12 protein-coding genes and 1 tRNA gene are annotated in these 15894 nt (G+C 65.0%); 9 read left to right on the top strand and 4 right to left on the bottom strand.

What is annotated here, in order from left to right:
• On the top strand, positions 1 to 885 hold an 885-nt coding region (mgtE, locus tag AC1DRP_RS24780; protein ID WP_476769814.1), incomplete at its 5' end, for a magnesium transporter.
• A gap of 127 nt (positions 886 to 1012) precedes the next feature.
• Here the strand turns inward: mgtE and AC1DRP_RS24775 are convergent.
• From AC1DRP_RS24775 to AC1DRP_RS24765, 3 genes are all read right to left on the bottom strand, one after another.
• Positions 1013 to 2956 carry a M23 family metallopeptidase gene (locus AC1DRP_RS24775; RefSeq protein ID WP_476769813.1) on the bottom strand — a complete coding sequence of 648 codons (1944 nt, stop codon included), beginning with the start codon at positions 2954 to 2956 and terminating at the stop codon, positions 1013 to 1015.
• A gap of 210 nt (positions 2957 to 3166) precedes the next feature.
• On the bottom strand, positions 3167 to 4828 hold the full coding sequence (locus AC1DRP_RS24770; protein ID WP_476769812.1) for a GGDEF domain-containing protein: 1662 nt from the start codon (positions 4826 to 4828) through the stop codon (positions 3167 to 3169).
• Between the two features lie 334 nt (positions 4829 to 5162).
• Entirely contained in the window at positions 5163 to 8078 is a 2916-nt protein-coding gene (locus tag AC1DRP_RS24765) for a sensor histidine kinase (RefSeq protein WP_476769811.1), read from the bottom strand.
• A gap of 216 nt (positions 8079 to 8294) precedes the next feature.
• Between AC1DRP_RS24765 and AC1DRP_RS24760 the strand changes: the two genes are divergently transcribed.
• From AC1DRP_RS24760 to AC1DRP_RS24735, 6 genes are all read left to right on the top strand, one after another.
• On the top strand, positions 8295 to 8690 hold the full coding sequence (locus tag AC1DRP_RS24760; RefSeq protein ID WP_069877448.1) for a phasin: 396 nt from the start codon (positions 8295 to 8297) through the stop codon (positions 8688 to 8690).
• A gap of 100 nt (positions 8691 to 8790) precedes the next feature.
• The gene (locus AC1DRP_RS24755) at positions 8791 to 9843 is read left to right on the top strand and encodes a hypothetical protein (protein ID WP_476769810.1); all 1053 of its coding nucleotides are present in this window, start codon (positions 8791 to 8793) and stop codon (positions 9841 to 9843) included.
• 150 nt (positions 9844 to 9993) lie between these two features.
• Positions 9994 to 10070, top strand: a tRNA-His gene (locus AC1DRP_RS24750).
• 1424 nt (positions 10071 to 11494) lie between these two features.
• On the top strand, positions 11495 to 11851 hold the full coding sequence (locus tag AC1DRP_RS24745) for an HdeA/HdeB family chaperone (protein WP_441488956.1): 357 nt from the start codon (positions 11495 to 11497) through the stop codon (positions 11849 to 11851).
• A 225-nt stretch (positions 11852 to 12076) separates the two neighbouring features.
• The gene (locus AC1DRP_RS24740) at positions 12077 to 12505 is read left to right on the top strand and encodes an Hsp20 family protein (RefSeq protein WP_043233104.1); all 429 of its coding nucleotides are present in this window, start codon (positions 12077 to 12079) and stop codon (positions 12503 to 12505) included.
• Positions 12506 to 12602: 97 nt separating this feature from the next.
• Entirely contained in the window at positions 12603 to 12869 is a 267-nt protein-coding gene (locus AC1DRP_RS24735) for a BQ00720 family protein (RefSeq protein ID WP_441488957.1), read from the top strand.
• A gap of 10 nt (positions 12870 to 12879) precedes the next feature.
• Here AC1DRP_RS24735 and AC1DRP_RS24730 read toward each other — a convergent pair whose 3' ends face one another.
• Positions 12880 to 13653, bottom strand: coding sequence for an alpha/beta hydrolase (locus tag AC1DRP_RS24730; RefSeq protein ID WP_441506481.1), 774 nt, complete (start codon positions 13651 to 13653; stop codon positions 12880 to 12882).
• A 112-nt stretch (positions 13654 to 13765) separates the two neighbouring features.
• Between AC1DRP_RS24730 and AC1DRP_RS24725 the strand changes: the two genes are divergently transcribed.
• Both AC1DRP_RS24725 and infC read left to right on the top strand, forming a co-directional pair.
• A complete protein-coding gene (locus tag AC1DRP_RS24725; protein WP_069877444.1) occupies positions 13766 to 14983 on the top strand; it encodes a glycosyltransferase family 4 protein in 1218 nt (405 codons plus the stop codon).
• A 107-nt stretch (positions 14984 to 15090) separates the two neighbouring features.
• Complete coding sequence (gene infC / locus AC1DRP_RS24720) at positions 15091 to 15633, top strand: translation initiation factor IF-3 (RefSeq protein ID WP_069877443.1); 543 nt, start codon at positions 15091 to 15093, stop codon at positions 15631 to 15633.
• Positions 15634 to 15894: the final 261 nt, after the last annotated feature.

Raw genomic sequence — 15894 nt, 5'->3', positions numbered from 1 at the left:
ATCTATGTCCTCGATCCCGCGACCGGGAAGCTGGTCCGCGCCGTTTCGCTGCGCCGGCTGATCAGCGGCGATCCGCAGGCGCTCGTCGCCTCTGTCGTGCCCGAGATGAAGCCGATCAGCGTGACGCCGGAGGTCGACCGGGAAGATGTCGCGCGGCTGTTCACGAAATACGACCTCCTTGCCGTTCCCRTCATCGATGCTGGCGAGCGCGTCATCGGCATCGTCACGGTCGACGACGTCATCGATGCGATGATCGCGGAGACGACGGAGGACGTGCAGAAACTGGGCGGCATGGAGGCGCTCGACGAGCCCTACAACGAGATCAGCTTCGGCCGGATGATCCGCAAGCGCGCCGGCTGGCTCAGCATCCTGCTCATCGGCGAGATGCTGACTGCCTCGGTGATGCAGCACTATGAAGGTCAACTCGAGAAGGCGATCGTGCTGACCCTGTTCATCCCGCTCATCATGAGCTCGGGTGGCAATTCCGGGTCGCAGGCCACCTCGCTGCTGATCCGGGCGCTGGCGTTGCGCGAGATCAAGCTGAGCGACTGGTGGCGGGTGGCGCTGCGTGAGATTCCGACCGGCCTCACGCTTGGCGCCATCCTCGGCGCCATCGGTGTCGTGCGCGTCATCGCCTGGCAGAAGCTCGGTCTGTACGATTATGGCGAGCACTGGGCCCTGATCGCGGCAACCGTCGGCGTGGCTCTGCTCGGTATCGTCACCTTCGGTTCGCTCACCGGCTCGATGCTGCCCTTCATCCTCAAGCGCCTGGGTTTCGACCCGGCGAGTGCTTCGGCTCCCTTTGTCGCGACCCTGGTCGATGTCACCGGCCTGATGATCTATTTCGGGGTGGCCGCGATGATCTTGAGCGGCACCTTGCTTTGAACGCCCGCTGCAGGACGGGCACGGCTCCATCATCGGACCGGATCTCGTATCCGCTCCGATGATGTAAGCCTTCCGTGCTCGCATCGGCCTTCCCCGAAAACCGCAATCCCCGTCCCGGGGCGATGCCTTAGCCGGCGCGTCCGTTCTGCACCGCGACCGTGGTGGCGGGCCCGGGCTGCCTGAGCTTCTCGATCTGGCGTTGGTGGTCCTTGAACTCGCTCAGTGCCGTGCCGCCCAGGCTGTGATTGCTCGGCAGCTTGACCTTCATCGGATCGACGAAGTGGCTGTTGATCGTCACCTCATAATGGACGTGAGGTCCGGTCGAGAGGCCCGTCGTGCCGACGGTGCCGATGATCTCGCCCATGCGGACAGTGGCTCCGGGTTTGATCYGCGAGCCGATATTGGCCATGTGGTTGTAAGCGGTGGCGTAGCCGTTCGCGTGCTCGATCTCGACGCGGTTGCCGTAGCCGGCATGCGGGCCGGCGGCGACCACCTTCCCGTCACCTGCAGCCATGATCGGCGTGCCGCGGGGCGAGGCCCAGTCGACGCCGCTGTGAAGGCGTGAATAGCGCAGGATCGGGTGACGGCGCATACCGAACGGTGAGCTGATGCGTCCGATCTGGACCGGCCGGCGCAGCAGGAGCTTTCGCAGCGAAAGCCCTTCTTCGTCGAGATAGTCGACATCCCCGGTCTCGGGCGAAGCGTAGCGATAGACGCGGTGGGTCTCTCCCTCCGCCGTCAGGGCGGCATAGAGCAGCTCACGGCGGCCGGTCGAGGCGGCCTCGTCGTCGCTGAAGATCATCTCGAGGCGATCGCCGACATTCGTTCGCTGCTTGAGATCGAGATTCGATGCGAAGATGCCGACGAACTCGTCGATGAGTTCACGCGGTACCTGACTCTTGACCGCGCTGGCATAGACGCTCTGGAAGAGGGTGGCGCGCTCGCCGCTGTCCTCGTCGTCGTCATCGCTGCTGTCGTCAGCTGGATTGTGGTGCGCGTCATTCTTGGCCACCGCGACGAACCGGCCGCCATCATCTGCCGCAGCGATCTCTTCCGGGCCGGTTTCGTCGAAGAGAATGACGCGCTGGATGGTTTGGCCGCTGCCCTCCGGTGCGATCAGGAGGCGCAGATGCTGGCCTTCCGGGAGCTCCGCCTTCGCGCGCTTTCCGAGTGCGGCGACGATGGCCGCGACCCGCCGGTCGTCTGCGCCATTGTTCTGGAGGATGGAGGCCAGGGTGTCGCCATGGCCGAGCATGATGTCGCGCTCTTCGAACGGTCCCGGAGAGCCGGTGCGCACAGGAATATTGGTGACGTTCTCCGGGATGATTCTGACATCCAGAGAGCCGAATGCCGGTGAGCCGAGGGGAGCCGCCTGCTCCGTTTCGGTTTCCCCGGCCAAGCGAAGGGTGCGCGAGAGAATGCGCTGGTTCGAATACTCCAGCGGCAGTTGCGGTTCCGATCCGGAGAGGCGGAGCAACTCGGCAACCTGCTCGGCGGCGGCAGTATCGGAGAGGCCGGGCTCGGTGCCTGTCGCCGCCTGATCGGATAGATCGCGCCTCACGACCGACACATCGGCATCAGCGGGATCGACTGCCGCCTGCGGAGCAGCCTCTCGACCGGCGCTGGGCGGAGAGCTGAGCGATTCGAGGTCGGGCATGTTGGGAGCAGCTATCGCGAGCGGCGAGAGTTCCGCGGCGACATGGACGAGCGCATGGACCTTGGTGATTTCGCGCGCGCCGACCGTTTCGGTGAGCGGCGCACGGAAATGACGCGCCGTGCCGATCGAGAACCCGCGCTGCACAAGCAGGTCGCCCTTGCGGGCCGAACCGTTTGCACTGGTGCCGCGCGGCAAGGCCGTGACGGCCCGTTCCGGGCTTCGCGTGGCGGGGCTATCGGCCTCGGAAACCAGCAATGACCAGGTCAGCAATCCGGCTCCGACCAGCCCCAGAAGCAGGCTGGCCGAAAGCCACCGTCCCGAGAAGGCGGCGTGATCGCGCAGCGGCATGGGGCTCGGGCGAGGCGCAAAGGGATCGGTCAGCGCATCGGCGTTTTCGTCGTAGAACGGGCGCAACACCACTCCGTCGGTCGGAACTCTTCGCGACTCTGCCTGCGAGAACGGGGTGCCTCCCTATGTGCGGCGGGAAGGGGCGAAACTATGACGGCAGAAACTTTTCACCCGCGGCCCGTCAGCGCATGCGCGTTCGAGGCTGTTCGAGGATCGTCGTGAACCGGTGACGTTCCGCTGGTCGTCATCCCCGGCCGGGATGGCGATGAGCCCGAATCAGGACGTCTCTCGGTCTTCCTCGACACGGTTGCGCCCCGCGGCCTTGGCGACATAAAGCGCGCGATCGGCGGCTGTGACGAACGCAGGCCAGCCTCCGTCCTGGTTTTCTCTTCGGGCGACGCCGAAACTCGCGGTCACCTCGATGCTTTGCCCCGTTTCCAGCGTGAAGGGGGAGGCCTGCAGAATCGTCCGGAGCCGCTCTGCGACGTCGACCGGCGATTCGACGTGTGGATCCATCAGGAGGATGGCGAACTCCTCGCCGCCAAAGCGGGCAATGACGTCGTCGCGCCGCAGCGCCGAGCGCAGGCGCTGGGCGGCTTCCTTGAGGATCGCGTCTCCCGCGGCATGGCCGAATCGGTCGTTGACGTCCTTGAAGTAGTCGATGTCGAGCAGGATCAGACCGATACCCGTCGGGTCGGCTTCCCCGTCATGGAGGTGAGCGACCAGCCGCTCCAGGGCGCCCCGGTTCAGCACGCCGGTCAAGCCATCGGTGTCGGCCCGTTTCCTCAGCTTTTCCGTCAGTGCCGCGCGTTCGTTGTCCAACGTGTTGCGCTCGATCAGCCGCCGGCGAAGCGTATCGAGCGCCAGGAAGAGGCTGCGCATCTCGCCCCGCATGCCCCGACCGTCGATGGGCTCCTGCACGGCTCCGTCGGCGAGGGCAAGGACGTGGCTGCGGGCGCGCAGCAAGGGCCGGAACAGCAGGTTCTGGCTGGCGACGAGCAGCGCGAGTTCGATGATGAGCGCAAGGCAGGTCGCGGCCACGACGGCGATGAGGGACCGCAGAGCGACGTTGCGCTCCATCTGCAGATGCTCGACGGTGACATCGAGATAGGCGTCGCGAAGCTGCTCCAGCGGTGCGAATGTCGGCACGATCAGATGGGTGAAGCTGGTCGGGGTGACGCCAAAATCGCCGGATTGGCCTGCTTTGAGCGTTCGCTCGAGCAGCGCCATCCCGTTCCCAAAGAAGCGCTCGACGACCGCCTGGTGCGCAGCGGCGACTCGCGCATCGTCGCTCGCCCCGGTCTGTTGCCCGGCGAGATCCCACAAGGCGAGCACCCGCCCCCGGCTCAGCTCGAACGCGCCCCTGCGGTCGAGATCGATCTGCAGGCCGCTGGCCATCGGGATGACCAGATGGGAGCCGAGCCGCCCGGCATATTCGCGCAGCTCGCTCAGCATGCGCGCGACCATGGCGTGGCCGACGAGATCGGTCTCGCCAGCCAGGAGGCCGGTCATGACCATGGACAGCATCGGCTGGGCCGCATCGAAGACGCCGAACATGGTCTCGACCGCCTGCTCGATCTCGGCATTGCTGCGCCCTGACAGCGGGCGGCTGGCGAGAGCGTCGACTTGCTGCCGGGCCGAGGCGAGCGTCTGGACCAGGGCATCCAGCGATGGCTTGAGTTGCGCGGTCTCGGAAATCCGCGCCAGCGCGGCGTCGGTCTCGGCGCGAAACGCGATCAGCCGCTGGCGGGAAGGGCTGTCGAGCGACGGCTCCTCGCCCAAGACGCTGTTCGTCGGCCCCCGTTCAGCAGTCAGCCGATTGGCCGCGTCCAGGGCGAACCGGAAGGCCTGCAGCTTGGAGAGATTGTCGCGACTGGCGTCCAGATCGCTGTAATAGCTGGCGATGAGTGTCAGGCCGAGGGCCAGTGAACAGGCCATGACCAGGATGATCGCGGCCCAGAACCGGTAGCTCAGATTGGGATGCTCTGAGCCAGGGCGGTCTGCGGCATTTCTTCCAGCGGGAACCATGGCAGACAGAATTTACTCGCATCACCCATGGGAAACTGCCCAGGGGGCGGATATTCCGCTCAGAATATCGCCGCAAGAGGAAAGTCCAGGCGGACCGATCCGGGGCCGGTGCCTTCGGAGGCAGAGTTGCTCCGAACGTCAGAGCTTAGGCGCGCAAGACGACATCAAAGTAAAGGGCATGCGGGGCAGCTTCCGCTGCGACAAGGCGGCGCGCCCCGAGATGTAAACCGAAGGCGCGCGGGCCTCAGCCCGCCAGGACGCGCTGCGGCGGGAAGGTGATCTCGACCAGCGTGCCTTCCTTCTTGACGCTGGTGATGGTCATCGCCGCGCGGTTGGCTTCGACCAGCGCCTTGGTCAGCGGCAGGCCCAGGCCCGTGCCTCCGGCGCGTCGCGTCGTTGGCACCTGGCGGAACGGCTCCAGCGCCATTGCGATTTCGCTGTCGTCCATGCCGATGCCGGTATCGCGGACCCGCAGGATCGCCTCGCCCTGATCGCCGAGGGCCGTCGAGACGATGACCTGCCCGCCGGCATCGGTGAACTTCACCGCATTGGAGAGCAGGTTGATCACGATCTGACGGATCGAACGCTGATCGGCCACGACCGGCGGCARCTTGGGCGAGAGCCCGGAGCGCAGCACCACGCGCCCACGTTGAGCCTCCGGCTGCAGCAGATTGACGACGGACAGCGCGATCTCGTTCAGATTGACGCTGACGAAGTCGAGATCGAGCTTGCCCGCCTCGATCTTGGCGAGGTCAAGCAAGTCATTGACCAGGCTGATGACGTAGCCGCCCGACTGGTGGATGTCGCGCAGGTATTCCTTGTAGCGTTCATTGGCGATGGGCCCGAAGCGCTCCTCGGCCATGACCTCGGCGAAGCCGATGATCGCGTTCAGCGGCGTGCGGATCTCATGGCTGATCTTGGCAAGCACGTCCGATTTCTGGGCGCTGGCCTTCTCGGCCGCCTTGCGGGCCTCGACCAATTCGCCTTCGGTCTTCTTCCAGGCGGTGATGTCGCGCAGCACGGCACAGAAGCGTCGCTCTGCGCCGTCGGCGATCTGGCCCATGGTCATGAACAGCGGAATGCGGCCGCCCTGACGCACGCGCGCCATGACCTCGCGCCCGTCATTCATCACCGAGGCGACGCCGCCGCCCTTGAGGCCTTCGAGGTAATCGAGGGCAGGAGCGTGGCTCTCCGGAGCGAAGAGCAACGTGAACAATTCGCCTGAGACCTCCCGCTGGTCGTAACCGAACAGGGCCTCCGCGGTCTTGTTGAGCGAGAGAATGCGGCCGCGCTCGTCGACGGTGACGACGCCGTCGGTCGCGGTATCAAGCACCGCGATCATCTCGCTGATCCGGGCTTCACGGGCGTCGATGTCGAGCCGCAACGCGTCGACGCGCGCCGCAATCTCGGCCTCCTCGGCCTCGAACTCGGCTGCGAGTTCCGCTTCCTCAGTCTCTTCCTCGGTCAGGACCTTGACCTCGCCGCCGCCATCGGGATGACGGAAGGCCATCAGCGTCGCGGGCTCGCCTTGCCATGAGACGCTCGACAGGCGGGCATCGACACTGACGAGATGGCCCGTCCGATCGACCAGGATCATGGTGCCGCCATCGGAGCGGGCCGCTCCCTTGATCATGCGGCTGATGCCGCCGCCGGACGTCAGGTCGGCGAGATCGGCGTAGTCGAGCAGATCGAGAAGCGTGCGATTGGCATAGAGCGGTTCGTCACCGCGGTTGACCAGGACTGCAACGGGCAGGCGGTCGAGCACATCGGCATGCGAATTCGGCAGGCGTTGCCGCGCCGCAGCTGCGGAGGGGGCGTCGACCGACGGCACCGGCTCGGAAACGAAGGACGCTTCCGCCGCAGCGGGCTTCGATTCCGCTGCCGCCGTGTCGACCGGCTCCGTCGGCTCGGGTGCCGGCTGGCCAGGGCGGTCGGCTTCTTCGTTCAGGCGCAACGGGACCGCCGGTGGCAGCCGGGGCTCGCCTTCGTCGTCTCCGGCGATGCGGGCGCCGAGCGCCTTGGCGATCTCGCGGAAAGCATTGCGCTCAGCGGAGGTCAGCAGCGCCTTCGAAGGTTCGAGCAGCGGTCTGACCGTTGTGAGATGACCGTTGCGAAGCGGCACGACATTGGCACCGGCCTCGTTCGGAGGCGGAGTTTCGGTGCGAGCCGCCGGTGTCGGCTCCGTGGCCGGAACGTCGATGCTCATCTCCGGGGCTTTGCCTTCGTCGGCGCTGTCGGCGGACACCGCGACGAGCGGCGCGGGACCAGGCTCATCGGAGGCTGGGGCAGGGGGGGGCGGCGCTGAAGCGGGCACGGGGCTGTCCGACGCATCGGTGGGCAGCGGGAATGGTTCGCGCTCGATCATGCGGGCGAGACCAAAACCACGGAAACCTGCAAGATCACGCTTCGCATCGAGGACGGGCACACCGGAAAGCTCGACCCGAACCCCTTCGGCGAGGCCGGCAGTCCGCCACAGGACCGGGTGTCCGCTCCAGGTGGTGGCGGAGGCCAGCCGCTGGATCAGACTGCCCTCGCGGTCGAGCAGATCGCGGTCGATCAGCTCGAGCCAGCTACGACCGATCAGGCCTGCGGCGGCATCGGTCCCGACGATCTCGGCAATATCGGGCGAAAGACTCGTGAAGCGGCCGTCAACGTCGCTTTGCCAGACGAAACGCACGGTCGCGCGCTTCGGTGCAGCAATTGCCGGCGCCGGAGCGGGAGAAGCGACGGTTGCGCCCGGGGCAGATGGCGCCACGACACGTGGAGCCGGCGGAACCGTAATGCCGAGTCGGCGCAGCTCCGACGGAGCGATGGCGATCGCGAGGATCTGTTGACCCTCTGGTCCCGTCAGCAACTTGCAGCCGCATGTCACCAGCGTGGCAGTGAAGCCGGGCGTCAGCCGGAGGCGTTCAAGGCGCAAATGATCCCGCGGAGCGAGCCCGCCGGCGAGCAGTGCCAGCCTGTTGCGCGTTGGTGTGGGCAATGATGTGYCATCGGCGTGCTGGCCGAGCAGTGCTTCGGCGCCCGCGTTGACAAAGCCGACCCGGGAAGTCTTCTGGTCCCAGAGCATCAAGGCGCCGTCCGCAATGAAGGGCGCCAGCGCTGCGTCTTTCGCTGCGTCTGTTCCCTGCATCGCCCAATCCTGCCCGGGTTCGCTCATTCCCATCCGCTCGTTCGGTCTGCGCCGATATGGCTAACAAAGCCTTAATAGCGGGCAAATGACTGCAAATCCATGGAACTGATGAAGGCTCTCCCGCGTCTGATCGAAACAGCGTTAACGTAGCGGGGTCACGCGATTGTCATTGCGCCGCAATAATGATATTGCAGTGCACAATCGAGTGGTAAACCAAGCCATCCACAGCCAGGAGGATAACYCATGACCGGCAAGACRCCTTATGAAGTGCCGACCGAGATGCGCGAGTTCGCCGAGCGCAGTGTCGAGCAGGCCCGCAAGGCCTTCGATGGCTTCATCGGCGCGGCCCACAAGGCAGTGGACGGTGCGCATGGTTCGGCCGAATCCGCACGCGTCAACGCTCAGGACGTGACCCGCAAGGCCATGACCTATGCCGAGAGCAACGTCGCCGCCGCCTTCGATCTCGCCCAGAAGCTGGTCAAGTCGAAGGACCTGACAGAGGTCCTGCAGCATCAGTCCGAATTCTTGAAGTCGCAGGTTGCGGCTCTCCAGGGCCAGCTCAAGGATCTGGGCGTTGCCGCCCAGGAGGTTGCGGCCAAGGCCGCCGAGACCGCCGCCAAGGCGACCAAGATGAAGTGAGTCGCCAGCGGCGCAGTACTGCGCCGCTCCACGCGACAAGGTCATTGGCGCCGGGCCAGGGCTCGGCGCCACCCGTTCGCTCGCTGAAGGAGGAATGACGATGGCTAAGCCTGCTCCGCCAAAGATCGGATCAAAGGCTCCGATCAGTCTCGCTTCCGTCAAGGCCCTCTCGGGCGACGCGCCGACTGAGTCGAAGGCCGCGCCAGCAATCCCGGCCGCGACCGGTCCGGTCGTCGGTGCGCCGCCTGCTGCTTTCGCTGCTGCAGTGGCCCCAACTCCAGTTTCCGCCCCTGCCAGTCCTGCTCCAGCGCCTGCGGAGCCCGTCGCGGTTGCGCCGGTCAAGCCGGCTCCCGCGCCCGTCGTCGCCAAGCCTCCGGTCGCGCCGGTCCAGGTCGCGAGCGCTGTGCCGCCCGCCAAGGTCGCCGCTGTCCCGGCCTCCGCCCTGCCGTCTGCGGCCGTGAGCAAGCCGGTTGAGCCGCTGAAGAGCGCCGTCAAGCCTCCGGTTGCGCCAGTCCAGGCCGCCAGCGCTGTGCCGCCCGCCAAGGTCGCCGCTGCCCCCGTCTCGGCGCCAGTCGCGCCCGCTGCCAAGTCCGGGGTGGCGCGCCAGCCCGCAGCGGCTGCGGCCAAGGCCAAGCCGTCGACCAAGGTTCGCGTCGCAAAGCAGGTGACCAGAAAGCCGGCTGCCGCTGCCAAGGCAGTTTCGACTGCGGCCACCAGCCAGCCGGCCGCTATCCTCAAATCGGCCGCAGAAGTCGGTGCCGCCGCCGTAAAGACCGGCACGGAAGTCGTGAAGAAGGCGACGGCGACCGTCTCCGCAGACGTTCGGAAGCTTGCCAGCGCGGCCCCGCCGGTTGCGGCCGCTGTATCGCCGCTTTCGCGCCCACCGGAATTTGCGACGCTGACAGCTTCGACCTGGCTGGCTCAGATGCTCGCCGCTGCACGCGTGGTCGGCGCGCTGCAGGCAAAGGTTCTCGACCATGCCTGTACCGAGCTGAAAGCAGCATTGAGCGAGGCGGAGACGCTCGCCAGGACGGACAATCCCGCCGATGCGGTGGTGATTCACGCCAAGGCGTTGCGCCGTGGCTACGAGGCCTATTCCGCCCATGTGACGGATCTGGCACGCACCGCGCAGGCCGTTTTGCGGCGGGATTGAAGGGGCAAACGACGGCGCGCTGGATTTCGTGTGGTGCGGTGCATTTCGGCGGTTGCAATCGCGCCGCGACGGCACTAGGTTCCGCGCCGCCGGCCAGTTCGCATCCTTGCGCGGTCTGGCAGGGCGCCCGAAGGGCGCCGAGAGTGCCGTGCAGCCATAGCTCAGTTGGTTAGAGCGCTAGATTGTGGATCTAGAGGTCCCCCGTTCAAGCCGGGGTGGCTGTACCATTCCCCCCCGTTGAAAATCATCGATCGTGTCGGAGGCGTGTCCGGTTGGACTGGCCTCGCCTGTCGGGGCTCCGCGCGGATTTGAGCGACCCGACGCGTGGGCTCCCGGGCTCCCTTTCGAAGTCGCCGCGATTCGGGGCAGTGCCGTCCAGATGAAGCGGCGAAGCCGCTCCATCGTCGAAGCGGCCATGTGCGGCACATCCATCGCGGGATGGGATGTCAGCGCCCCAGTGGCCCTGATCAGCGGCCGGTGCGGGCCTTCAGGCGTTTTGGTGCCATCAACGTCCGCGCGCTTGTGGTGGGGCTCGGCACGGGCGCGTGGCGGGGCAGGGTGTCGGTGTCTGCCAAAGGCGTCGACATGCTGCGGCATCGGGCGAGGCCGATCCGCCGTCAACGCCCCCGCGGGATCTGCGCCGCAGCCGCCGTCAGCATCGGCTATCCCCCTGGTGCGGCGCGCGTCAAATAGACCGGCGACGCGCATTTCGATGGTAGCTCACAGGCGCCACATTCCGGACGCGCGAATCCCATTTTCGACTCGGGTGTCGGTGGTGTCGGTGATGTCATCGGTCCTTCCGTCGAAGTAGATGTGATGTTATCCTCCCCAGCGCTTGTTATCTTCAAAGTCCCGGGGACCTGAAATGACAAAAGTTAAACTTGCGATTTTCACAATGGCGACGGTCGGAATCGCCTTCACCGGTCTTGCCGCGACAACGGCTCCCGCAAATGCTGTCATTTATTGCAGCTATATCGGTTATCCCGCCGGGTGCGTCGCGCGGCCCGGCGTTCGTCTCGTAGCTCGGCCCGTTGGGGTCGGTGCCGTGACAGCGCCGCGTCCGGGCAATCGCAATGGTGGGGTCAACAGGGTCGGCGTCCGTCGCTAGCGCCTAATTCTGTTTTCACGAGCCATCAGAGCCTTCGCTGATCGTTCAGCAACCGCCGGGCGTTTTTGAACGCCTCGCGGTTGCTCAATAATCGGGGAGGGCTGTGCTCGTGTGCTGCCGCGCCTGAGCTCCCAAAGGGGTGCGTCAATTGGGTCGAGATGGGGCAATCGAACCGGAAGCGAAGCGGCGGATTCCGACGTTGAGCTCAGAGGTTCTCCCTCGATTCCAGATTGAAATGGCATAGCCCGAGATTGGATGTCCGGCTCTCGGATAGCGGACTTGAAGTTCGCTTCGCTCCGAATACAACTTGTGCAGCCGAAGTGGATCAGTCCAATGTTGTGGCGTCGCTCGTAAATGCCAAAAATGAGCGACGTCCCAGCCTCGCGCGCAGGCACGACAACAGGCCGCTTTTTCCGTCATCTGAGCTGAGAAAGAATAACGACTGGCGGATACTGAACTCGAGAAAACCTGCTGACGAGCTTTCGACGGTCTAGTCTGGCATCGCCTCCCATTCTCAATCTTTGGATAATGAAGGAACGAACCATGCGCAGCCTCGCCTTTGCCACCGCAGCTTTCATCGCCTTCGCCGCAACCGGTGCGAATGCACAGGTTGAGCTGAAAACCTACGCCGACGCGAACGGTTACATCGATGTCCAGAAACTGACCTGTGCCCAGCTGGCCGGTACTTTCCAGCAAGACGCCGATCTCCTGACGACGTGGTATAGCGGTTGGTACAATGGCCTTGGCAAAAAACACTTCATCAACGTCGCGCGGGCCAGGGAGGCCGAGCACGAGACCATTGTCTACTGCAAGGCCAACCCAAAGGTGACAGTCATCAAGGCGATGGGCCTGGTGTTCGACAAGATGCGCAAGGAGCGTGGCATCGTCCTCGCCAAATGATGCGGGTCGCGCACCGGCGCCGCTGATCGCCCTCGCGCGGCGTCGCGATTTGGCCGAGTGACGTCCTTCCGACGCTGCGCTTGTGGGCTGAGCTTTCGACGGTCTTGAACCCGTTGCTGGCGATTGCCATATCACCATCAAGCGGAAGGGCTTCGCCTTCCGCCTGCGGAGTGCTGCGCCAGCGGGCTCCGATCGACAGATGAGGCGCCTTTCGAGGGCTTCTGCATGACGCGTACGCCTAGCCTGTCCCATCCTTTCCTGCTTGGGTTCGATGATATCGAACGCGCGCTGGACCGGGTCGCGAAAGGCGCAAGCGAGGGATATCCTCCCTACAATATCGAGCGCATGCCGCGCACGGAGGATGAGCCGGATCGTCTCCGGATCACTCTTGCCGTGGCGGGGTTCTCGCGAGACCAGCTTGAGATCACGCTGGAAGAGAATCAGCTCACCATTCGTGGCCGACAGAGCGACGACAAGAGCAGGCAGTTCCTGCATCGCGGCATCGCGGCGCGTCAGTTCCAACGCTCCTTTCTGCTGGCTGACGGAATGCAGGTACTCGGGGCGGATTTGTCGAATGGCCTGCTAGCCATTGATTTGGTCAGGCCGGAACCGGAGCGGCTCATCAGGCGTATTGATATTATCAGTCGCGATTGAGCCCAAGGTCGGAACGAAGGCTTCGCGGTTGTGCTTTCGTTCATGATCTGGTGATCAACATAGGAACCGCCATTCGCACTGCTCAAAGGAGGGCGCGATGACTGAAGAGACCAATGTTATTCGCACGCCACCACTGACCCAGGCAGAATTCGCTGCCCTTGGCACGGGCGAAGTGGCCTATCTCAAGCCGATGAGTTCCGAGGAACTGCTGAGGATCTTTCCGCAGGCTCCGGAAATCGAGCCGGGCCTCAAGCTCTTCGCGCTGCTCTCCGCCGATGGTGCGCCGATCCTGGTAACCGATTCCCGGGAAGCTGCGACCGCCAATGCCTGGGAACACGACCTGCGGATGGTCAGCGTGCATTGAACTGCGAGCGTCAGGCGGTGGCGATTTCCGCCACCGCAGCCTGCAGTTTCGCAATGTCGAGCGGCGTCGAGAGCCGGTGATCGCCGTCCTTGATCAAGGTCAGCGTCACGGGATCGCCGCTCAGGTGTTCCACCAGCTTGATCGCATGCTGCCAGGGCACGTCGGGGTCCTGCATTCCCTGAAGGATATGGACGGGGCAACCCGTCTTGATCTCGCCGCCGAAGAGGAGATGGCTGCGGCCATCCTCGATCAGCGCCCGCGTGATCGGCGTCGGCTCCGGCGAATAGGCGGATGGGCGCTGCCAGACTCCGTCACGCAGGATCGTCTCGCGAATCGCTGTCGGCATCTGAGCCCACATCAGCTCTTCGGAGAAATCCACCGCGGGCGCGATCAGCACCATGCCGGCGGGAGCAAGAGCGGTGCCCCGCAGTCTCCGGGCCGCGAGCAGCGCAATCCAGCCTCCCATCGACGAGCCGACCAGAACCGGGGGCGCCGCGCAGCGCGCGGCAATGACGGCGAGCGTGTCCTCCAGCCAATGCGACAAGGTCCAGCGACCGAAATCGCCACCTGTCTCGCCATGTCCGGAATAGTCGAAGCGCAGGAAGGCGCGTCCGCTGCAGCTTGCCCATTGCGCGAGTGCGTCAGCCTTGGTCGCCCGCATGTCGGAGCGAAAGCCGCCGAGCCAGACGACGGGATGTCCCGTTCCCGGCTGCTCCAGAAAGGCGATGCGGCGGCCGTCCGCGCCGTTGCCGACATCAAGCCATTGCGGGGCAGGCTGCTCCACCTGAAATCTCCTGTGACGAATCTGTCCTGTCAGGGCATTATAGGCTGGGATCGGCCCTGTGCGCTGTCATACTGTCCGCCTCCGATCCGAGAGATTTTTTGAAACGGTGAACATGTCCTTGCGGTCAGGCGCGCATCCGTCGCTGCCTTCGACGGATAATCATCCCCTGAGCGGGCGGACCATCCTGCAGATCATCCCCGATCTCGAGGCAGGTGGAGCCGAGCGTACGACGGTCGATATCGCCCAGGGGCTGACCGAAGCGGGCGCGCGCGCGCTCGTCGCGACCGAGGGCGGCCGCCTTGTCGCCGAGCTGCAGGCGAAGGGCGGCGTCTGGCTGCCGTTCCCGGCTGCTTCGAAGAACCCGGTCACGATGGCGCTCAATGTGCGCAAGCTCGTGCTGCTCTGCCGACGGGAGCGCGTTGAATTGATTCACGCCCGTTCGCGGGCGCCGGCCTGGGTTGCGCTTGCCGCGGCGCGTGCGCTCAAGCTGCCCTTCGTCACCACCTATCATGGCTCCTATGCCAGCCGCTCGGCGGTGAAGACGCAGTATAATTCGGTCATGGCGCGCGGCGACGTGGTCATCGCCAATTCCCGCTACACGGCCGACCTGATTCTGGCGAAGCACGGCTTTGCGCGTGACCGCATCCGTGTCGTCCATCGCGGCACCAATTTCTCGGCCTTCGCGCCATCCGCGGTCGGGCCGGAACGAGTCCAGGCCTTGCGTCGTGCCTGGGGCGTCGAGCCACATCAGCGCATCGTGCTCTTGCCGGGACGACTGACCGGCTGGAAGGGCCATCGTGTGCTGATCGAGGCGGCTCGCCTTCTGCGCGAGGGCGGCGACAACGATACCGCCTTCATCTTCGCAGGCGACCATCAGGGCCGCGATGGCTATGTCAGGGAGCTCGACCAGGCCATCGCCAAGGCCGGGCTCGAAGAACAGGTCAAGCGCGTCGGCCATTGCACCGACATGCCGGCGGCCTTGCTCGCGGCGGCGGTCGTCACCGTGCCCTCGACCGAGCCGGAGGCCTTCGGCCGTGTTGCGGTCGAGGCGCAAGCCATGGGCATTCCGGTTGTGGTCTCCGATCTCGGAGCAGTTCCCGAAACCGTACTCGCGCCGCCGCAGACGGCTCCCGGCGAGCGCACGGGCTGGCGCGTGCCGCCGGGCGATGCGTCTGCACTGGCCGCGGGCCTCAAGGAGGCGCTGGCGCTGCGCCCCTCGGCGCGCGATGCGCTGGCCCGCCGGGCCCGCCTCCATGTCGAGCAGCACTTTTCGCTCGAGAACATGGTCAGCGAAACCCTCGACGTCTATTGCGCCTTGCTTGGGCGCTAGGCTCTGTACTTGAGCGGGTGTTGCCGTGTTTGCATTGACAATGCCCGACTTTATGCAATGTGTCTGATCAACGGTGCCGACAGCACCATTCATAGGAGAATACAGCCATTCGCCGTCCGTTCCGCGCTGCCCCAACCCCGACCAAAGACGGTCCGCGTTCTAACCGCGACATCCGCGGTGTCCGTGAGGTTCAGCTCATTGACGATACCGGCGCCAACCGTGGCGTTGTGTCGTTCTTCGAGGCCCTGAAGATTGCCGAGGATGCCGGTCTCGACCTGGTCGAGATCGCCCCCAATTCAGTGCCTCCGGTCTGCAAGATTCTCGACTACGGCCGCTTCCGCTTTCTGGAGCAGAAGAAGGCCGCCGAGGCGCGCAAGAAGCAGCGCACCATCGAGATCAAGGAGATCAAGCTCCGGCCGGGCATCGACAAGCACGACTACGACGTCAAGATGAAGGCCATGCACGGCTTCTTCGAGGAGGGCGACAAGGTCAAGGTGACCCTGCGCTTCCGCGGCCGCGAAATGGCGCACCAGGACCTCGGCGTGAAGGTGCTCGAGCGGGTCAAGGCTGATCTTGTCGATGTTGCCAAGGTCGAGAGCGACTGGCAGCTTGAGGGTCGCCAGATGGTGATGGTCCTGGCGCCAAAATAGGTCGCCTGGAGCGCCCTGCCTCGGAATCAGGTTGAGACAAGGCCCGGCCGCTTCGGCTGGGCCTTGTCTCATTTGATCCCTGCTGGGTCGTCCTAAGGCATCGGCCCGAAAAGTGGATTGCGGTTTTCCGAAAGGCCGATGCAAACACAGAAGACCAGATCATCGGACCGGTTATGAATCCGGTCCGATGATCTAGCTGACGGAGCGAATGATCTCGCGATAGGCGGCTTCCGGAAATGCCTTGAGCGTTTGCGTTCTCAC

The organism is Allobosea sp. 01N443 (genome assembly GCF_056399325.1).
This window is presented reverse-complemented; position numbering and strand designations above follow the sequence as displayed.